22 protein-coding genes are annotated in these 19,389 nt (G+C 49.5%); 10 read left to right on the top strand and 12 right to left on the bottom strand.

Annotated features, from left to right (window positions below; translation table 11 throughout):
• Nucleotides 1-10: 10 nt before the first annotated feature.
• The gene (gene rimP, locus ACTHTJ_RS05570) at nt 11-442 is read right to left on the bottom strand and encodes a ribosome maturation factor RimP (RefSeq protein WP_003685973.1); all 432 of its coding nucleotides are present in this window, start codon (nt 440-442) and stop codon (nt 11-13) included.
• Between the two features lie 342 nt (nt 443-784).
• Between rimP and serC the strand changes: the two genes are divergently transcribed.
• The gene (gene serC, locus ACTHTJ_RS05565) at nt 785-1,891 is read left to right on the top strand and encodes a phosphoserine transaminase (RefSeq protein ID WP_440360855.1); all 1,107 of its coding nucleotides are present in this window, start codon (nt 785-787) and stop codon (nt 1,889-1,891) included.
• A 62-nt stretch (nt 1,892-1,953) separates the two neighbouring features.
• On the opposite strand, the gene ACTHTJ_RS05560 is transcribed toward serC, so the two are convergent.
• The 4 genes from ACTHTJ_RS05560 to rnhA form a co-directional block, all read right to left on the bottom strand.
• Nucleotides 1,954-3,147, bottom strand: a complete 1,194-nt coding sequence (locus ACTHTJ_RS05560) for an LD-carboxypeptidase (RefSeq protein WP_070583596.1) — start codon at nt 3,145-3,147, stop codon at nt 1,954-1,956.
• 73 nt (nt 3,148-3,220) lie between these two features.
• Nucleotides 3,221-3,619: an HIT family protein gene (locus ACTHTJ_RS05555; protein ID WP_070583594.1), complete on the bottom strand. Its 399-nt coding sequence runs from the start codon at nt 3,617-3,619 to the stop codon at nt 3,221-3,223.
• Nucleotides 3,620-3,760: 141 nt separating this feature from the next.
• The gene (locus tag ACTHTJ_RS05550; protein ID WP_283120561.1) at nt 3,761-3,931 is read right to left on the bottom strand and encodes a hypothetical protein; all 171 of its coding nucleotides are present in this window, start codon (nt 3,929-3,931) and stop codon (nt 3,761-3,763) included.
• A gap of 10 nt (nt 3,932-3,941) precedes the next feature.
• Nucleotides 3,942-4,379, bottom strand: a complete 438-nt coding sequence (rnhA, locus tag ACTHTJ_RS05545; RefSeq protein ID WP_070583592.1) for a ribonuclease HI — start codon at nt 4,377-4,379, stop codon at nt 3,942-3,944.
• Between the two features lie 141 nt (nt 4,380-4,520).
• Between rnhA and ACTHTJ_RS05540 the strand changes: the two genes are divergently transcribed.
• Nucleotides 4,521-4,910, top strand: coding sequence for a PH domain-containing protein (locus ACTHTJ_RS05540; RefSeq protein WP_049323867.1), 390 nt, complete (start codon nt 4,521-4,523; stop codon nt 4,908-4,910).
• A gap of 12 nt (nt 4,911-4,922) precedes the next feature.
• The gene (gene tehB / locus ACTHTJ_RS05535) at nt 4,923-5,792 is read left to right on the top strand and encodes an SAM-dependent methyltransferase TehB (protein WP_070583591.1); all 870 of its coding nucleotides are present in this window, start codon (nt 4,923-4,925) and stop codon (nt 5,790-5,792) included.
• 56 nt (nt 5,793-5,848) lie between these two features.
• Here tehB and ACTHTJ_RS05530 read toward each other — a convergent pair whose 3' ends face one another.
• Together ACTHTJ_RS05530 and ACTHTJ_RS05525 are read right to left on the bottom strand one after the other, a co-directional pair.
• Nucleotides 5,849-6,349: a GNAT family N-acetyltransferase gene (locus ACTHTJ_RS05530; RefSeq protein ID WP_070583589.1), complete on the bottom strand. Its 501-nt coding sequence runs from the start codon at nt 6,347-6,349 to the stop codon at nt 5,849-5,851.
• 13 nt (nt 6,350-6,362) lie between these two features.
• A complete protein-coding gene (locus tag ACTHTJ_RS05525) occupies nt 6,363-6,899 on the bottom strand; it encodes an isochorismatase family protein (protein WP_070583587.1) in 537 nt (178 codons plus the stop codon).
• A 153-nt stretch (nt 6,900-7,052) separates the two neighbouring features.
• Between ACTHTJ_RS05525 and argS the strand changes: the two genes are divergently transcribed.
• Complete coding sequence (gene argS / locus ACTHTJ_RS05520; RefSeq protein WP_070583585.1) at nt 7,053-8,771, top strand: arginine--tRNA ligase; 1,719 nt, start codon at nt 7,053-7,055, stop codon at nt 8,769-8,771.
• A gap of 157 nt (nt 8,772-8,928) precedes the next feature.
• Here argS and ACTHTJ_RS05515 read toward each other — a convergent pair whose 3' ends face one another.
• Complete coding sequence (locus ACTHTJ_RS05515; RefSeq protein WP_003678720.1) at nt 8,929-9,285, bottom strand: STAS/SEC14 domain-containing protein; 357 nt, start codon at nt 9,283-9,285, stop codon at nt 8,929-8,931.
• Nucleotides 9,286-9,303: 18 nt separating this feature from the next.
• Nucleotides 9,304-10,194, bottom strand: a complete 891-nt coding sequence (locus tag ACTHTJ_RS05510) for a DMT family transporter (protein WP_070583583.1) — start codon at nt 10,192-10,194, stop codon at nt 9,304-9,306.
• 173 nt (nt 10,195-10,367) lie between these two features.
• Here ACTHTJ_RS05510 and ACTHTJ_RS05505 point away from each other — a divergent pair, with 173 nt between their 5' ends.
• A complete protein-coding gene (locus ACTHTJ_RS05505) occupies nt 10,368-10,715 on the top strand; it encodes a hypothetical protein (protein ID WP_070583580.1) in 348 nt (115 codons plus the stop codon).
• A 73-nt stretch (nt 10,716-10,788) separates the two neighbouring features.
• Here the strand turns inward: ACTHTJ_RS05505 and ACTHTJ_RS05500 are convergent, their stop codons facing one another.
• Nucleotides 10,789-11,541 (bottom strand): CPBP family glutamic-type intramembrane protease, encoded by a 753-nt coding sequence (locus ACTHTJ_RS05500; RefSeq protein WP_070583579.1) that lies wholly within the window; start codon nt 11,539-11,541, stop codon nt 10,789-10,791.
• Between the two features lie 206 nt (nt 11,542-11,747).
• Between ACTHTJ_RS05500 and ACTHTJ_RS05495 the strand changes: the two genes are divergently transcribed.
• Nucleotides 11,748-12,146, top strand: coding sequence for a DUF350 domain-containing protein (locus ACTHTJ_RS05495; RefSeq protein ID WP_210389033.1), 399 nt, complete (start codon nt 11,748-11,750; stop codon nt 12,144-12,146).
• Between the two features lie 201 nt (nt 12,147-12,347).
• Here ACTHTJ_RS05495 and ACTHTJ_RS05490 read toward each other — a convergent pair whose 3' ends face one another.
• The gene (locus tag ACTHTJ_RS05490) at nt 12,348-13,190 is read right to left on the bottom strand and encodes an outer membrane beta-barrel protein (protein ID WP_070583578.1); all 843 of its coding nucleotides are present in this window, start codon (nt 13,188-13,190) and stop codon (nt 12,348-12,350) included.
• A gap of 406 nt (nt 13,191-13,596) precedes the next feature.
• Between ACTHTJ_RS05490 and ACTHTJ_RS05485 the strand changes: the two genes are divergently transcribed.
• The 4 genes from ACTHTJ_RS05485 to ACTHTJ_RS05470 all read left to right on the top strand — a co-directional run bounded on the left by ACTHTJ_RS05485 (nt 13,597) and on the right by ACTHTJ_RS05470 (nt 18,670).
• Nucleotides 13,597-14,610, top strand: a complete 1,014-nt coding sequence (locus tag ACTHTJ_RS05485) for an SPFH domain-containing protein (protein ID WP_070583577.1) — start codon at nt 13,597-13,599, stop codon at nt 14,608-14,610.
• 204 nt (nt 14,611-14,814) lie between these two features.
• Complete coding sequence (locus tag ACTHTJ_RS05480) at nt 14,815-16,509, top strand: DUF4178 domain-containing protein (RefSeq protein ID WP_070583572.1); 1,695 nt, start codon at nt 14,815-14,817, stop codon at nt 16,507-16,509.
• Entirely contained in the window at nt 16,506-16,868 is a 363-nt protein-coding gene (gene speD / locus ACTHTJ_RS05475; protein WP_440360856.1) for an adenosylmethionine decarboxylase, read from the top strand. The genes ACTHTJ_RS05480 and speD overlap by 4 nt, the downstream gene beginning before the upstream one ends.
• Before the next feature lie 197 nt (nt 16,869-17,065).
• Nucleotides 17,066-18,670, top strand: a complete 1,605-nt coding sequence (locus ACTHTJ_RS05470; RefSeq protein WP_070583568.1) for an FAD-dependent oxidoreductase — start codon at nt 17,066-17,068, stop codon at nt 18,668-18,670.
• A gap of 65 nt (nt 18,671-18,735) precedes the next feature.
• Here the strand turns inward: ACTHTJ_RS05470 and ACTHTJ_RS05465 are convergent, their stop codons facing one another.
• Nucleotides 18,736-19,374, bottom strand: coding sequence for a bifunctional 4-hydroxy-2-oxoglutarate aldolase/2-dehydro-3-deoxy-phosphogluconate aldolase (locus tag ACTHTJ_RS05465; RefSeq protein ID WP_003745733.1), 639 nt, complete (start codon nt 19,372-19,374; stop codon nt 18,736-18,738).
• Nucleotides 19,375-19,389 lie beyond the last annotated feature (15 nt).

Genomic DNA, 19,389 nt, shown 5'->3' with positions numbered 1-19,389 from the left:
TAATCGGTTTTTAAAATTTAAATTCGGGGCGCAAACGGGCTTTGTCGATGTTGCTCAATTCGATTTGGGCAGTTTTGCCGTCGAAAGAGACGGTAACAATGTCGTTTTCGCAAGATTCGATGCGGCCGATGAAGTTTTTCTGACCATCAATCGGCAGGCGTGTTTTGATTTTGGCGTTCTGGCCGGCAAAGCGCACGAAGTCGGCGGCTTTTTTCAGCGGACGGTCAAGGCCCGGGCTGGAGATTTCCAAACGTTTGTAGTCGATGTCTTCAACCATAAACACGCGGCTCAGATGGTTGCTGACAGTGGCGCAGTCTTCGACGGTGATGCCGCCTTCTTTATCGATGAAAACGCGCAAATCGCCTTGTGCGGTCAGTTCGAAATCGACCAGTTCGTAGCCCAAGCCGGGCAGGGTTTTATCAAGAATGCTTTGAATATCCATGCTTCTCCAGAAGTACATAAACAAAAAATGGCCGCGCGGCCATTTTTCGTGTGATTTGAAAAATTGGCCTATTATAACTGTTTTCAAGATAAAAGAAAAGTGTTGATTTGGCGTGGATTTTTTGAAGTGATTGCTTAAATGTAAAGGGTGGGGTCGAGGCCGTCTGAAAAGGGAATTGTTGACAAGTTTTGATATGGCGTTTCTGAAATTATTTTGAAAAACAAAGAATTGGTATTGCTTTGTGTTCAGACGGTCTTGTATTTCCTGATTTTTCGTGCTTGCACAATGTGCAAGGCGGTTCTACAATTTCTTCATACCCACCGAATAAGAAAGAAGGCCGCCATGTCCGCACACCCGATTTATAATTTTTCCGCAGGTCCTGCCGTATTGCCGGAAGCGGTATTGCGTACCGCGCAACAGGAAATGCTCGACTACAACGGTACGGGTTTCCCCGTGATGGCGATGAGCCACCGTTCGGATATGTTTTTGAGTATTCTGCATCATGCCGAACAAGACTTGCGCCAGCTTTTGAATATTCCGTCCAACTATAAAATCCTGTTTTTACAGGGTGGCGCGACCACGCAATTCAATATGGCGGCCATGAATTTGGCGCATGGTTTTGCGACTGCCGACGCGGTGGTAACGGGCAACTGGAGCCGTATTGCCTATGAACAGATGAGCCGTTTGAGCAATGCCAAAATCCGTTTGGCTGCGCATGGCGGCGAGCAATATGCCTATAAAAACCTGCCTGCGGTGGAGGATTGGGATGTCAACCCGAATTCCGCGTTTGTTCATTTTGCGATTAATGAAACCGTAAACGGCTTGCAGTATCAAAACGTCCCCAAACTTTCAGACGGCCTGCCGCCGCTGGTGTGCGATATGTCGAGCGAGATTTTGTCTCGTGAGTTTAATGTGTCCGATTACGGCTTGATTTATGCCGGCGCGCAAAAAAATATCGGCCCTGCCGGTGCGACAGTGGTCATTATCCGCGAGGATTTACTGGAGCGTTGTCCGAACGATATTCCCGATGTGTTCAACTACCGTTCGCACATCAACCGCGACGGTATGTACAACACGCCTTCCACTTATGCGATTTATATGTCGGGCTTGGTGTTCCGCTGGCTGCAAACGCAGGGCGGTGTGAAAAAAATTGAAGCGGTCAATCGAATAAAGGCGCAAACCTTGTATGAGACGATAGACGGCAGCGGCAGTTTTTACATCAACGATATCCATCCTGATGCACGTTCCCAAATGAACGTGGTCTTCAAAACCGCAAGCGAAGATTTGGACCACCGTTTTGTGTTGGAAGCTGAGTTGCAGGGCTTGTGCCTGCTCAAAGGCTATAAAACCGTCGGCGGTATGCGTGCCAGTATTTACAATGCGATGCCGCTCGAAGGTGTGAACGCGTTGGCCGACTTTATGAAAGATTTCCAACGACGTTATGGTTAAGACTTAAGATCAAAAGGCCGTCTGAAACTGGGTTTCAGACGGCCTTTTGATTTGAACAAGCCTTATTCGGTGACTTCTTCAGTGATGCTGTCGCGGTAGATAGTGCTGTCGTAAGTCGGAACAGGAGGCGGCAGCAGGCTGTCGAGCGTTAGCGCGGACGGGTTCAGCGTAGGATAGCCGCTGAAGGTGACGGAATAACTGCCGTTGCCGGTATTGCGGACTTTGGCATGCGCGCCCAACGGGAAAGTGGTTTTGTTGGTGATGTGGCCGAATGGGAAGCCGGTCAACACAGGAATCTTGGCGGTGCGCGAAATGTGGTTGACGACGGCGGAGAAATCGTAGCTGGAGTCGTACACGTCGCGGATGGTGCCCATGCGGAAATCGCCGAAGATGATGGCGCGTTGTTTTTGCAAAACACCTGACAGATAAAGCGTATTGAGCATGCGCTCGATGCGGTAGGGTTGCTCGCTGACGTCTTCGATAAAGAGGATGCCGCCTTGAATGTCGGGCATGTAGGGCGTGCCGGCGAGGGAGGCGAGAACGCTGAGGTTGCCGCCCCACAATGTGCCTTCTACGTTGACATCGGCGCGTTGGATGGTCGGAACATCAACGATGTTGACGTTGTTGGTTGTGCCGCGGATGAAAGAATCCATGGTAAAGACGCTGGGGTCTGCTTTGCCGAATTCGCTGTACACCATCGGGCCTGCAAAGCTCATCATATTGCCTTTGGCCAACAGGGCGAGTTGGACGGCGCATACGTCGCTGAAACCGAAGAACAATGTGCCGCGTTCGCGCATTCTAGCGCCGAGTGAGGCAAAATCGATTTGCGGCAGGATGCGTGCCGCGCCGTAGCCGCCGCGCAGGCCCATCAAGACTTTAGGCGTTTCGACGCGGCCGCTGGCAACTTCTTGGAAGTCGGAGGCACGTTGGGCGTCGCTGCCGGCAAAGCGTTGGTAACGGCGGCTACCTGCCTGTTGGTTGGTCACGGTAAAGCCTGCGTTGTAGAGGCGGGTCAGGCCGGTGGTCACGCGGTTGGGGTCTTCGGCGAAGCCTGACGGCGCAACAACGCGCAGGAGGTTGTCGCCGGAACGTGGCGGATGGGGTTGCTTAGGTTGCACGGTTTTGGCTTTCGCGGTGGTAGAAGTGGTTTTGGTTTGCGGCGTGGTGGTCGTGCCTGTGCCGCAGGCTTGCAACAATCCTGCACCTGCCGCGGCAGAGCAGGTACGCAAGAAATGGCGGCGCGTGGTGGAAGTCATTGAGGTTTTCCTTTCGTTATATGTTCAGACGGCCTGAACTTGGCGTGTCGGACCTTACAGGCCGTCTGAAAGTTTAAGCGATTAAGTTTTTGATTTGTTCCGGCCAATTTTCAGGCAAGGTCATACCGTGTTCGCGTACGGGCGCGGCCCAAATCGGCGCAGGAAAGTTGGCGTCGTTTTCAAAGCGGGCGATGACGTGCCAATGCAGATGGGGCACAACATTGCCGAGGCTGGCCAGATTGATTTTGGCCGGGCTGAAGACTTGGCGCATTGCAGCTTCAACCTGATACACCATTTCCATGATTTCGTTGCGCTCGGCAGGGGAAAGGTCGGTCATCTCGGAAACATGGTTATTCCAAATCACGCGGCAGAATGCCGGTGCACCGGCTTCGTTGTGGACAGCGATAACGCGCAGGTTTGGCGTTTGCAGCAAAATATCTTCGTTGTCGGCAGTGCAGATGGGGCAGGTCATGGTTTTTTCTTTCTCAGTCTGAATAGGAATCGGATGATTGCCATCAAGGATTTTTAGAATGAGGTAAATAGCAGTCAGTGTGATGAATGCGAAAAGCCACGGTTCAGGTATAAACCACCACAATAAATAGGCGGGCGTGATTCAGTCGGCACATTCTTCGGCACTCTTAACGTGATCACACAAGCCAAAGCGAAAAAAATCATTGACATCATGAAAGGGCGAATAGGCGAATATCAGCGCTATGGGCATCACACAAATCAATGCCATGACGGCAATCCAAAACAACGGCTTGAGATGTTTGAGTGCAGTCATGGACGCAGTGTTATGCAAATTTTGCCGCCCCTTGATTGGCAAGCTCGTCGGCTTTTTCGTTTTCAAGGTGTCCGGCATGGCCTTTTACCCACGTCCAGCGGACATCGTGCTGTTGAACCAGGCTATCCAGTTCTTTCCATAAATCGTCGTTTTTGACCGGTTTTTTGGCGGCGGTTTTCCAGCCGTTTTTTTTCCAGCCGTGTATCCAGCTTTCCATGCCGTTTTTGACGTATTGCGAGTCGGTGCAGATGACGACTTGGCAGCGGCGTTTTAAGGATTTCAGGCCTTTGATGACGGCGGTCAGCTCCATGCGGTTGTTGGTGGTTTCGGCTTCGCCGCCGAACAGTTCTTTTTCGTGTGTGCCGTAGCGCATAAATACCCCCCAGCCGCCTGCGCCGGGGTTGCCTTTGCATGCGCCGTCTGTGTAGAGGTAAACGGGTTTATCCATGGGCATGTCTTTGTCGAATAAGGCGGTATCATAACATAAGGCCGTCTGAAATATCGGCAAATGCCGTCTGAAATATCGGCAAATACGGTTTGCGCGTGTAAAATACCCTGCACTTATCACTCGTATAGAAAGCAGGCAGATATGGGATTGTTCAGCGGCCTTTTGGGCAATGCTTCGCAAAAAGACGCCGATGCGGTGGAACGCGATTTGGCGAATATCCTGATTGATGGCGAACAGGTAAAAATGGCATTCAGCCTGGTGCGCGATTTGATTGTGTTTACCGAATATCGGCTGGTGTTGGTGGACAAGCAGGGTTTGACCGGCAAGAAAGTGTCTTACCGTTCGATTCCGTATCGTTCCGTATCGCGCTTTTCGGTGGAAACCTCGGGTCATTTCGATTTGGATGCCGAGCTGAAGATTTGGGTTTCTTCCAGCGAAGTGCCGACTGAAACCTTGCAGTTTAAAAGCGACAAGAGCGTGATTGCCATTCAAAAAGCCTTGGCAGAAGCTGTGTTGAAACCGTCAAAATAGAAAGGAAATATGATGAGCGAACAGCAAGAATTGTTTTGTTACAAACAGATGCCGGTGTGGACGGCGGACGAGATTCCCGAAGCTTTGTTGTCCAAACACAATACCGCCGCCGGTACTTGGGGCTGCCTCAATGTCCTCCAAGGCTGTCTGAACTTCAATGAAGTGGACGAAGCGGGCAATATTACGGCCACGCACGAGCTGACGCCTGAAAGCGATGATTGGATTATCCATCCGCAAGCGTGGCACTTTATCGCGCCACAAACGCAAGACATGGAAATCCAACTGTCGTTTTACTGCGAGGCAGCAGACTATTTCAATAAGAAATACGGCATGAGCGCGACACATTCGGCCGTCCGTGCCGCCGAAGGCATCGTGCCCGTCGGCAAGGTTTTGGATATGGGCTGCGGTCAGGGCCGCAATGCGCTGTATCTGGGTTTGAAAGGTTTTGACGTTACCGCTGTCGATAATAATCCGAACGCGGTTCAAAACGTGGAAGAGCTGGCGCGTATCGAAGAGTTGAATGTCCGCGCGTTTGAATACGACCTCAACGCCGCCAATATTCAGGAAAACTTCGATTATATGGTGGCGACCGTGGTGTTTATGTTCCTGATGCCGCGTTACGTTCCAGACGTGATTGCCAATATGAAGGAACACACCAACCCCGGCGGCTACAACCTGATCGTGTCTGCGATGGATACGGAAGATTTCCCTTGCCCGATGCCGTTCCCGTTCAAGTTTGGCGAGGGCGAGTTGCGCGAATACTATAAGGATTGGGAATTGGTGGAATACAAGGAAGAGCTGGGATCGATGCACGCGAAAGACGAATTCGGCAATCCGATTCAGTTTAAATTCGTCACCATGCTGGCGAAGAAACCGCAATAAAGGTTTTGCCGTCAAAAGGCCGTCTGAATTCAGTTTTCAGACGGCCTTTGTCGTCATCAATCGACAATCCTTTTGCCCAAAATCACGACGTCTGCCAACATGGTGTCCAAATCGCAGACTTGCGGCAGCCGCCCCCATTCTTCAAATCCGAAACGGTGAAACAGGTTCAGGCTCGGATAGTTGTGGCCGAACACAAGCGCGATGACGTTGTGGATGCCTAAGGACGGCGCGCGTTCGAGCATATGCTGCAACAGGATTTTGCCCACGCCTGCGCCGCGCATATCGTGGCGGACATAAACGCTGACTTCCGCACTGATGTGGTAGGCGTAGCGCGGATGGTAGTCGCTGAAACTGCCCCAGGCCAATACGGTGCCGTCGGTGTCGTAAAGGGCGTAGATCGGGCGTTTGTCCGTGTGTGCGGCAAACCATATTTCGCGTTCGGCAACCGTGGTCGGCGACAAATCGGCCGTGGATTGGCGCGTGGCCACAGTGCTGTTGTAAATATCGACGATGGCGGGCAAGTCTTGGCGCAGGGCTGGGCGGATGGTGTATTGCATTTCAGACGGCCTGTTATTGAATCAGTTTGGAGATAGTCTTAAAGGCCGGATGTTTGGCATCACCGAGCAGTTGGAACAAAATACTTTCGACATTGGAAATGATAATGCCCTGACGGCTCATTTGCGCCAAACCATTGTCGCGGTTGGCTGTTGTGCGCGAGACGATGCATTCGAAAGGCAGGGATACGGCGTAACCTTGCGCCTTCAAATCCAAGGCCGTCTGAAGCATACAGATATGCGCTTCCGCTCCAACTAAAATAACGTTTTTGATGTCGTTTTTGCGTAATATTTCCTGAATTTCGGGCAAAAACGCCGAAAATTGGGTTTTCTCGACAATGGGCGTGCCTTCGGACAACAGCAGCGATACGGCGGATACGGTGCTGCCCAAACCTTTCGGATATTGTTCGGTTACGGCAAAGGGTACGCCCAAAGCCGTCAAGCCTTGAATCAGCAGGCGGCAGCGTTCCAACATTTCGTCCGCGCCGGAGAGTGCGGGCAGCAGGCGTTCTTGAATATCGACAATCAGACAAAGCGTATTTTTTGGGTTCATGGCTTTTCCTTTCAGACGGCCTTTACAGCAAAATCGTTGAATCAGAATGCAATCATATAACAAGCCGCTAGAAAAGTATTGCAGCTTGCCCTGTTTTAAAGCCCGAAATTCTTTTAAAATACCGCCTGATTTGAATTGATAGAGACCGACAACATGAATTTATACCAAACCGTCGAACGTGAAGCCCAAGCAGCCTTTGCCGCCGCAGGCATTGCCGACAGCTCCGTTGTTTTGCAGCCGACCAAGAATGCCGAACACGGCGATTTCCAAATCAACGGCGTGATGGGTGCGGCGAAAAAAGCCAAACAAAATCCGCGCGAGTTGGCGCAAAAAGTGGCCGAGGCATTGGCGGACAACGCTGTGATTGAAAGTGCGGAAGTAGCCGGCCCGGGCTTTATCAACCTGCGCCTGCGTCCTGAGTTCCTCGCCCAAAACATTCAGACGGCCTTGAGCGACGCGCGTTTCGGCGTAGCGAAAACCGACAAACCTCAAACCGTCGTTATCGACTATTCCTCTCCTAATCTTGCCAAAGAAATGCACGTCGGCCATCTGCGTTCCAGCATCATCGGCGACAGCATTTCGCGCGTGTTGGAATTTATGGGCAACACCGTTATCCGTCAAAACCACGTCGGCGACTGGGGTACGCAGTTCGGCATGTTGGTCGCTTATTTGGTTGAGCAGCAAAAAGACAATGCCGCGTTTGAGCTGGCGGATTTGGAGCAGTTTTACCGCGCCGCCAAAGTGCGCTTTGACGAAGATCCTGCCTTCGCCGACACCGCACGCGAATACGTTGTGAAGCTGCAAGGCGGCGATGAAACCGTTTTGGCATTGTGGAAACAGTTTGTCGATATTTCACTCTCGCACGCCCAAGCCGTTTATGACACGCTGGGCTTGAAACTGCGTCCTGAAGACGTGGCAGGCGAATCGAAATACAACGACGATTTGCAACCCGTAGTCGATGATTTGGTCGAAAAAGGTTTGGCAGTCGAAGACGACGGCGCGAAAGTCGTGTTCTTGGACGAGTTCAAAAACAAAGACGGCGAACCTGCCGCATTTATCGTGCAAAAACAAGGCGGCGGCTTCCTTTATGCTTCCACCGACTTGGCATGTTTGCGCTACCGTGTCGGCACGCTTCATGCAGACCGCTTGCTGTACGTCGTCGACCACCGCCAAGCCCTGCACTTTGAGCAACTCTTTACCACTTCCCGCAAAGCAGGCTATCTGCCGGAAGATGTAAAAGCCGAGTTTATCGGCTTCGGCACCATGATGGGCAAAGACGGTAAACCGTTCAAAACGCGCAGCGGCGACACCGTAAAACTGGTTGACCTGCTGACCGAAGCTGTTGAGCGTGCCACCGCTTTGGTGAAAGAGAAAAACCCTGAATTGGGCACAGACGAAGCAGGTAAAATTGGTAAAACCGTCGGCATCGGTGCAGTCAAATACGCCGACTTGAGCAAAAACCGCACCAGCGATTATGTGTTCGACTGGGACGCCATGCTTTCGTTTGAAGGCAATACCGCCCCCTACCTGCAATACGCCTACACACGCGTACAAAGCGTATTCCGCAAAGCCGGCGAATGGGACGCAACTGCGCCAACCGTTTTGACCGAACCTTTGGAAAAACAACTGGCTGCCGAGCTGTTGAAATTTGAAGACGTACTGCAAAGCGTGGCAGATACCGCTTATCCGCACTACCTCGCCGCTTACCTCTACCAAATCGCCACCCTGTTCAGCCGCTTCTACGAAGCCTGCCCGATTTTGAAATCAGAAGGTGCAACCCGCAACAGCCGCCTGCAACTGGCGAAGCTGACCGGCGACACGCTGAAACAAGGCTTGGAGTTGTTGGGCATTGATGTGTTGGATGTCATGTAAGTTTTTGAATAAAAACGATGAAAGGCCGTCTGAAACTTTGCAGGTTGCGAGGTTTCAGACGGCCTTTTTTATGCTTTGAAAAATATTGTGATACCGTTGATTTTGAACCTAAGCGGTTTTGAATTTGCTCAGGTAATGCGGTCAGACAGCCTTATCTTTATTTCAAATTGCTTGCCAACAGCCAAGCCTGTGCTTCGGCAGCATCGCTGAAATATTTGGGATGTTGGTTGGTCAAGAGGCTGGAAAGGCGCGCGCCGAGTTTGATCCAGATGTCGTCGGTAATGACGGCAACGCGGCCGAAGTCGGTTTCATGTTGGTTGAGGAATTTGATTTGCTCGACCGCCATATCGATGGTGAAGTCTTTCAGCATGGATAAATCCAACAGGATGTCGGGCAGATGAACTTTTTGTTTTGCGGCCAACAAGGCTTCTTCCAATTGGCGGAAATCGTCCAAAGTGAACTCGTTGTACAGCGCTACGTTTAAGCCGTAAGATTGTTCGCGGATGGAAATCATGGTGTTCTCCTTGTTAAATTATTGCTTCATCAGAAATTTTTTGATTGAGGCCGGAGTAAAACTGCTGAACACGCCGCCTGCAACAATGATAACCATGCCGGCGGCTTCCTGCCAAGTGATTTTATCGCCGAAAAGCAGTACGCCGGACAGGGCGGAGAAAACGACAGCCAGGTAGGAAAGCGAGGCAACGGTAAATTTCTTGCCGACCTTATAGGCTCGGGTCATGGCAAGTTGGGCAATCATGGCGGAGATGCCGATGCCGGCCAGATAGGGCAGGGAAGACACGGTCAGCGGATGCCAGCCGGTAAAGCAACTCCAAATGGCAGACATAATCAGGCCGGTAAGCGACAGATAAAACACCACGCGCCAGCCCGGCTCGCCCAAAAGCGAGAGTTCGCGCACCTTCAAATACGCCCAGCCCGACATGGCGCCGCCTGCTAAGCTGACCAGCGCGGCAAATTCCTGTCCGCCTTGAAAAGATGGGTTGAGCAACAGGATAACGCCGATAAAGCCCATAACCAAAATGGCTTGGGTATAAAGTGTAATTCGTTCTTTTAAAATGAAAAATGAAAAAATGGCAAGCCAGATGGAGGACGTGTAGTTGAGCGTGACGCCTGTTGCCAGCGGCAGATGTATGACGGAATAAAGCGTGCACATCATGGCAAGCGTGCCGATGACGCTGCGGTTGAGATGGGTTTTCCAATGCGGCGTGGAAAATGTGTTGCCTTGCGCTTTGGCCATGATGCCTAAGAACAGGGTGGAGACCAGCATGCGCCAAAAGACCAGCTCGCCGCTGGAAAAGCCGAAATGTGTAGAGGCGGCTTTGACGGAGAGGTTCATGACGGTAAAGCCGAGCGCGGCAATAACCACCCATGCCGAGCCGAGCGGATCTTTTCTGATGGTTTCCATTTGATGGGTATGTAAAGCGATTTTATTAATAAGAAAATATTATACAGGTCAATCAGGCCGTCTGAAAAATATCGTTGGGCTTCAACGGCCTTTTATTAGAAAATGAGAATTATTATTGAACAATGAAGTGGGTTTTTATAGAATGGGGGTTCTGTTTTTAAGAAAGGCTTGCCATGAAAGTATCCAATATTTCTGCCGTATTGCTGTCCGCTTTGTTTTCCGTTGCCGTTTCTGCCGCGCCTTTGGGGGAGGTTTCTTCCGAAAACGGTAAGATTTTCAGCGGCGAAAATTACATGGTCGTTAAGAAAGACATGAAGAAAGGGGAGCAGATTAAGCCGCACGATCATCCGGGTTTTAAAACGTTGATTTTTGCCGTTGGAAAAGGAAGCTTTGACGTGACGCTGAATCAGACTGAAAAACATACGGTCGGCGCAGGCTCGATTTTGCGGTTTGGCGGCGATGCAGTGATTGAGGCAGTTGCAACCGAAGATGCTGATGTGGCAATTACTTTGATTAAGTAAACCGATAGATAATAAAAGGCCGTCTGAAAAATGATGTTTCAGACGGCCTTGTTTATTCATACAACCGTTGCCATTAAGCGCAAATCAAATAGATGAAGCCGGAGCCGAAGATATCTGCCAAGGCGTGAATCAGGAAAAACGGCAGCAGGTTTTTGACTTTGTATTTGTAGAAGAAGTAGTACATCAAGCCGAAAACAACGCCGATAACGGTCGCCCAAAGCATGCCTTGGTAAGTATGGAAGGAGACGCGAACCAAGGTCGAATAGGCCAATGCTTGCCATTTGTATTTGTCTTCCACGCAGGTTAAAAGGCCGAGGAAACAGAATTCTTCGTAAAAGCCGTTTAAAAGGCCGTAGAGGATGGCCATCGGCGCAAGGGCGGCGAATTTGTCGAAGATGGATAATGGTTTGATGTATTGGAATATTTCAGTGGTAAAGTAATTGTAGCCGCCGCTTAACGAAGTCACCGCATCGGCGGTCAGACCCATCAGGATAAAAATCACAGGCGTCCAAAACAATACGCCTAAATTAAAGCGAATCGGCAATTGTTTGAAGTCGAAACGGCGAATAATGAGGTAAATCAGAGCAATAGCAAGCAGCGTCAACTGCAGGCTCATGTTTTCCGAATAAGCCACGCCGGTTACCGCAGTATCGCGCACTTCTTCGGTAGCAGCAGCTGTTTCCACTTGCGGCATCAGGCTGGCGATATAAAGTTGGGTAGAACGGTAGGCAAATTGACCGAACAGGATGGCGGTAACAATCAGCATGTCAAACCAGCGCAGATGGCGCAAAGGCTCTTTAGGGCGGATAGCGGCGAGCATGCTCATAATTCTCCTCTTTACTCTAATTAAATGGCAGTGCGCAATAGTTACATAAACATACAAAAATCGTCAACAATTATCGTAATAAAACATGAATTAAAAATCAGGCTGTTTCAGACGGCCTGAAGCGCTTCTAAAATGCCGTATTTTCAGAAGGGTTTATCTTCAAAAATATGGCATAATCACTTTATTGCAAACTAAGGAATCTTATCGTGAGTATTTCTCTGTCCCAATATCTGCTGTACCTGCAATATATGTTGGCAGGTATCGCCATGACTGTAGTTTTCGGTGCCGTATATCTGCGGATTACCCCCGCCGAAGAATTGCGCCTGATTAAAAACGGCAACCTTGCCTGCGCCTTATCGTTTGGCGGCGCGTTGGTCGGTTTCTGTCTGACGCTTGCCTCAAGCATTGCACACAGCGTCAGCTTCATCGATTTTATCCTGTGGGGACTTGCCGCAGCAGTGATTCAGATTTTTGTCTATTTCGCTGCAACAATGATGATTAAAGACGCTACCCCAGAACTTATCGGCAACAATGTCGCCGTCGGCGCGCTGTTTGGTGCAGTGTCCATCTCGATCGGCATTTTGAATGCGGCTTGCTTGACTTGATTTTGATGGTCGGTTGGATAGCAAAAGATGTGCTGATCCTGACTCCTGCCTGGAGAAATTATCGGTAGATTTTTTTGACTGATAATGGCTTATGCCTGATGGTATTGGCGTTATAGTGAAATTCTGAAAGTATCAAAAAATTCAGACGGCCTGTTATATACAAGGCCGTCTGAAACGTTTTAACTACTTAAACTCATCAAATTAGAAAGAGTATTGCAATCTTATGCCCGCTTCGTGGGTGTGGTTTTTAGGTTCTATAGATCCCAATCCATATGAGTCATACTCTTCCGTAACGGTAAGGTTCGATTCTTTAACTTTCCAGCCGCGATAGAATGGAGTGAGGCTGATTTTGGAGCCGTTAGCGAATTTTTTAGATATAGGCACTTCAACCTCAATCCCTTGTCCGCCGCCTTGTTTCATTCGGGTTTCTACCTGGTCGGGTTCGTAAGAATATTGGCGGCCTTTTACGGCACGATTGTAGGCAATGCGGGGAGATATCTCAAAGTTTGCAGGAAGGGCGATATTTACTCCGGTATTGATTTGCGCATATGTGGTTCGGTTTTTGCGGTCATAATCATTAGGATCAATGCGGCTACTTAAGTCTCTCAGAACACGGTGTCCCAAGCCGGCTCCGGCAGTAATGCTAAAGCGATCATTAATCGGGAGTGTATATTCGTATAAGGCACGGATATCGTATGCGCGGCGTGGTGCATTTTTGAGTGTAGCTGAGCCATAACTTGCTGAATCGTCGATATAATCCTCAGTTATATATTGTACGCTTCCTGTGTAATCTGTTTTACCGCGCGAATAACGGCCTTCTAATTTTGCCGCATGGCGATCGTTGAAGCGGTATTTTACGCCGGCATTAATAGACCATAAGTTGCCTTTTTGCTGCATTAAGCGACTACCATCTTTTTCGTATTCGCGATAGGTCTCGTTGTAATATTCGCTACCAACGGTAAATTCAACAGGGCGGGCAGCCTGTGTACTTACGGCAGCAGAGAGTACTAACACAGCAAAACAGAAATGAGCAGAATTTTTCATATAAATTCCTTTTACTTTATGAAAGCCAATGTGATAATTTGAAAATACAGCATGATGAATTTCTAGGATTTGGTAAATATTAACAGGTGTAGTGAACGCTTGGTATGGTGTTTAATGATTTTCTACCTGTATTTGTCTTTTTTATGATATAGCGCAGGTAAAAGCAGAAAAATAGTGTAAAACAGAGTCTGCATGAATTTTAATGATATATTAATGTTTCTGGGTCGGTTAGTGGGTTTAACACTAAAAATAGATACAGCCACTCACTCTATTCCCATGCATAAAGACATTTTGAATGTTAATATCGTATGACATTCTATTTATATAAAATAAGAGATATAACCAACCAGGCAAATTGACCTGACTGCCCATAAGTTATCCCTTCTTCTTCAAATAAGGAACTGCGATGTTCAACTTTATCAAGAAACAGTTTATCGACGTCATTCAATGGCCGAATCCCGATGACAGCCTGCTGATGTGGCGTTTTCCGATTGCCGATGAGGAGATCCAAAACGGTGCAAGCCTGACTGTGCGTGAGGCGCAGATGGCGATGTTTGTCGATGAAGGCGTAACCGCCGATGTGTTCGGGCCGGGACGTTATACGCTCAATACGCAAACGCTGCCAGTGCTGACCAACTTGAAAAACTGGGACAAGCTTTTTGAGTCTCCGTTTAAATCGGATGTTTACTTTTTCAATACCAAACAACAGCTCGCACGAAAATGGGGGACGTCCCAACCAGTTACCGTGCGCGATGCCGAGTTTGGCGCGGTGCAACTGCGTTCGTTCGGTATGTATTCTTACCGCATCAGCGACCCGGCAAAATTCTTTAAAGAAGTCAGCGGTGTGGCGGCGCAATACAGCGGCGTAGATTTGGAAAACCAACTGCGCAATATTGCAGTCACCCAATTGTCGGCCGCGTTTGGCAGCTCCGGTATCCCATTCTTGGATATGGCGGCGAACCAAGTTTTGCTGTCGCAAAAAATCGGCGAATTGCTTGGCGCGGAATTTGCCAAGCTGGGTTTGGCACTGGAAAACTTCACTGTTGAGAGCATTACCTTGCCTGCGTCTATTCAGGCTGCGTTGGATAAGAAAATTTCGATGGGCGTTATCGGCGATTTGGGACGCTATACCCAATATCAAACCGCCGAATCCATCCCGCTTGCGGCACAAAATGAAGGCGGACTTGCTGGAATCGGTGCAGGTTTGGGCGTAGGTGCCGGTATTGGTCAGGCGATGGCGGGTGCCATGGCGGGCATGATGCAGCCGAATACGCAACAGGCTCAGCAAAATGTTCAGCCGGCTACCGAAGATCCGCAGGCGAAATTGGTGAAACTCAAGTCTTTGCTGGATGGCGGTTTGATTTCGCAAGAAGATTTTGATAAAGCCAAGGCTGAAGTGTTGAAGCAGCTGATTGGTTAATCAATTGAAGGCCGTCTGAAAAATATCATTCAAAAGAAGCGTTGAGCTGCTTCTGTGAAAAGGTTTCAGACGGCCTTTTGAATCATTTGATTGAGTCCGTTCGGCGATTTGGTTTGTTTCTAATCTGAAATCATTGATAAAACCAGTTGATATAAACGCTAAGGCCGTCTGAAACACTCCAACCCATTCTGGAAAAGCAAATCCATGTCTCACACTCCTTTCTTCAAAACCGACTGCCCAAGCTGCGGCGCACCGGTCGAAGCGCATTCTGCTTCTGCCGTGACGCTGGTGTGCGGCTATTGCAACAGCATGCTGGTGCGGCAAGATAACGGCGTTGTCGACTCCGGCCACGATTCCGCATTGCTGGAAGATTTTAGTCCGCTGCAAATTGGAACCAGCGGCACATTTGTCGCACAACGCTTTACCTTGGTCGGACGGCTTCAGGTGCAATACGACGATGGCGCGTGGAATGAATGGTATGCGCTGTTTGACGACGGCAGGGCAGGTTGGCTTTCAGAGGCGGGCGATTTGTATGTGATGACCATGCCGGTCGAAATCGATAATCCGCCGAAATTTGAAGACACGCGAGCCGGATTTAGCGAGCTAACTTTTCAAGATAAGCACTATATTGCCTCCGATGTCCGCGAAATCAGCTTGAAACGCGCGGCTGCGCAGGGCGAATTGCCGTTTGTTTTGAAAGAGGATACAGAAAATCGAGTTTCCGACTGGCGTTGCGAAAACCTTTTCATCACGCTCGATTACAGCAACAAAACACCCGAAGCCTTCTTCGGGCGGATGGTAAACCTAGATGATTTGAAGCTGGAAAACACGCGCCACGAAGATGAGATTAAAGAAAGCGCAGGCCGTCTGAAAGGCAGTATTACCTCTGAAAACTGTCCTAACTGCGGCTCATCCATTCATTGGGTAAACGGGCTGACTTCCCATCTGAACTGTCAAAGTTGCGGCAGCGAATTGGCAGTCGGCAGGGATAAAGCGGAGCTTATTACCGCCAATAATCTGCGTTTGTCGCAAAATACGATGTTTACTTTGCCTGTCGGCTCGACAGGCCGTCTGAAAAATAAAGAGTTTCATGTTATCGGCGCAATTAGATATTTAGAAACAGATGCGCAGGAAACATTTGATAACTTGTTCAAAGGTGCCAAACATACATTGGCACCAGAAGGGCAGTGGACAGAGTATCTGCTTTACAACCCAACTCAGGGTTTCTTATGGCTGGTTGAAGCTGATGAAGGTTGGAATATTTCCGAAACCTTGAACGATTGGCCGCGCCTCGACCGCAACCGCCAACCGCAAGGCTATGGCAAACTTTATGACTATGGCGGACGGGTCAGGATTGCCAGCGGAGCGTTTTATTGGCGTGTCCGAAACGGTGATTTGAACTATTACAGCGATTACCGAGACGGACAAAGCCGTAAGATTGGCTCCGAACTAAACAGTCACGAAATGGCATGGACTAGAAGTGCCCCAATTGCTTATCGGGAAATTGCAGATGCATTTGAATTGACCAATAAAATATCATCTTACACCGTGAAAATGAGTGCAGATGATATCGATGAAAAATTACGACTTCTGATGATTGCTATTTTGGTTATCGTCAATATTCCGTCATTGTTTATGAATGGCTTCGATGCACTGTTCGATATATTTCTTATCGGTTGGGGTGTCTATGCTCTTTTTATAGTCGGACGGAAGAGAGATGAAAATGGCGAACAGAGTATCTCTCGAGTGGGATATGTTATTTGCGCAATGGCTTTGATTGTTTTTGTTACGATGATGAATTATGCAGATTTGTCTGATTTGGATGATGACGGTAGCCGAGTTCATTCAGGAGGAAGCTACGGAGGCTATTCAAGCGGCTATTCCGGAGGCCATAAATGACCCATGTGCCCGGTAATCATGGCCTATTGGATTTATATGGCTGCGATGAAGCCATCTTAAAAGATGAAGGCCGTCTGAAAACCGCTTTGATGGCTGCCGCACAGGCAACAGAAGCGACTATATTAACCGAACATTTCCACACCTTCGGCGGCGCAGGCGGCGTAACCGGCGTTTTGCTGCTTACCGAGTCCCATATCAGTATCCATACTTGGCCGGAACACCGTTTTGCTGCTATAGACGCATTTATTTGCGGCGGTATGAAATTGGAAAAAGTGAAGGAAATCTTGTGCAGGGAATTGGCGGCGGAACGGGTGGATTGGACGGTTGTAAATAGAGGCAGTGATTTGACTTTATTTTAGTTTTATCAATATTGGCAAGAGGGGCAAAAGTTCAACGCCAAGCATACGACATTTGATATTTTAGGAGATGTTAATTTATTGCTGGTTAAGTGTTATCGGTTCTATAACATGAAGGCATTTGGAAATAATGGGTATCTTACAGAGAAAAGGGTGTACGACTTGCTTTTCTAAAAAATACTGAAAAGCAATAATTTATTATGCTAACCCGCCGTCAATTTCTCAGCTATACTGCCGCGCTTGGCGCTGCCTCTGCTTTTTCTTGGCAAACTTACAAATACCTCAACCGCAAACCGTCGGTCTCTATTAACCGTGTCGGCTTGCCGTTGGGGCATTTGTTGCGTGACGGGGAATTGCTCAGTTCGCCGGCTCGTCGTTATGAATGCAATACGTTGATACTCGGCGGGGGTACGGCTGGGTTGGGGGCGTTGTGGTATTTGGCGAAGCATAATCACTGCGATGTATTGTTGGCAGAAGGGTTTGAACGTAATGGCAACAATGCCGCCTATACGTCTTCAGACGGCCTGAAAGCGCCGAGCGGTGCGCATTATTTGGCTTTGCCGTCGAAAGAAAGCGTGTATGTGCGCGAGATGCTGGCAGATTTCGGTATTTTGCAGCCGGACGGCAGCTTTAGGGAAACCGACTTGGTCTATGCGCCCGAATCGCGCCTCTTATATCAGGATAAATGGGTGGAACATTTATTGCCGAAAGAAGATGCGGATTCCAAACGGTTTTTTGATTTGATAGGCCATCTGAAACAGGCTTACGGCGATGACGGTAAGAAAATTTTTGCCATTCCGATTGCGTTGTCATCGGCAGATGAGACATGGCGCAAACTCGATAATCTGACGTTTCAACAATGGCTTGAGCAAGAAGGTTATAACTCGCCCGAGCTTTTATGGTATCTCGATTATTGTTGCCGCGACGATTACGGACAAGGCATCGGGCAAGTGTCTGCCTTTGCCGGATTGCATTATTTTGCCGCCCGCAACAATGCAGAAACCGTCCTCACTTGGCCCGAAGGTTTGGCACATCTTTCTGAAAACCTGCGCCGTCATGCCGGTTTGCAGGAAGGCTGGCAATGGCCGTCTGAAAACCGTATCCGTTTGGAGAAGCCTGCTTCGGTTAATGCTTCCGCCGTCAAAATCAAGCCGCTTTCAGACGGCCGTATTGAAGTGTGGCTGCGTGATAATGCAAAAGGGGAAACCGTTGCCGTCACCGCGCAGCACGTTATCTCCGCCATGCCGCTGATGGTTGCCGTCCGCATTATTGAATCTCCCGAACAATTTGGTCTGGACATCCCAGAATACGCGCCATGGCTGGTTTCCAATTTTGAACTGCACAGTTTCCCGAAAGAAAAAAACAACAGCGAACTTGCGTGGGACAATGTGGTTTACGGCAGCCAAGGGCTGGGTTATGTTGTTGCGACCAACCAGTTTATTCGGGTTGCCTGTCCTGAACGCACGATTTTTACCGCCTACGCCGCGCTCAACCACGATACGCCACAAGCCGTCCGTCGCCAGCTACTCGAGGCAAGTGATGAGGAGCTGCTCCAGCTTGCCGCCCAAGATCTGCTTACCGCTTACGGCGAAGGCTTTTGGCGGCATGTTTCCCATGTTGACATTACCGTGCGCGGGCATGGTATGAGCGTGCCGAAACCCGGCTATTTAAGCGATGAGGCTTTATTAAAAATCAGAAATCGAAATGACGGATTGTTGTTTGCACACAGTGACTTAAGCAGCTATTCGGTATTTGAAGAGGCTTTGTATTGGGGTGTGGAAGCGGCACGGAAAGTGTTGGCTTAATTGATATAAAAAAGCCGTCTGAAATCATATTCAGACGGCCTTTTCTTTTTTAACCTATAACCTGATTAGGCTTTTGGTTTCAAAGCGGCAGCTTCGCGAGCCAGACGGGTGATGGTATCCCAGTCTTTGTTTTTGATGGCTTCTTTCGGAGTCAGCCATGAGCCGCCGACGCACAAGACATTAGGCAGCGCCAAGTACTCGGGAGCGGTTGCTAGGCTGATGCCGCCGGTTGGACAGAAGCGCACGTCGGCGTAAGGGCCGTACAGGGCTTTGAGCATGGCTTTGCCGCCAACGACTTCAGCAGGGAAGAGTTTGAGGGTGTCGATGCCGTGTTCCAAAGCCAGCTGGACTTCACCCGGAGTGGCAACGCCGGGAATCAGGGGAATGCCGCTGTTGTGGCTGGCTTTGGCGAGGGATTCGTGCAAACCCGGGCTGATGGCGAAAACCGCACCTGCGTCTTCGACGGCTTTGAGCTGTTCGGGATTGGTTACCGTACCCGCGCCGACGATGGCATTGGGCACTTCTTTGGCAATCAGGCGGATGGCGTCGAGGCCGACAGGGGTGCGCAGGGTGATTTCGAGGGTGGGGATGCCGCCTTCGACAAGGGCATGGGATAAATCGACGGCAGTGCTCAAGTCGTCAATCGCCATCACAGGCACAACTGCGCCGGCAGTCAGAATTTCACGAGGGGTCAGTTTGGACATTTTAGGTCTCCGTTG

It is taken from the genome of Neisseria sp. P0018.S001 (assembly GCF_051957355.1).
GTDB classification, from domain to species: domain Bacteria; phylum Pseudomonadota; class Gammaproteobacteria; order Burkholderiales; family Neisseriaceae; genus Neisseria; species Neisseria subflava_A.
Note: the sequence above shows the minus strand (reverse complement) of the source record. Positions and strands in the feature narration are given on the sequence as shown.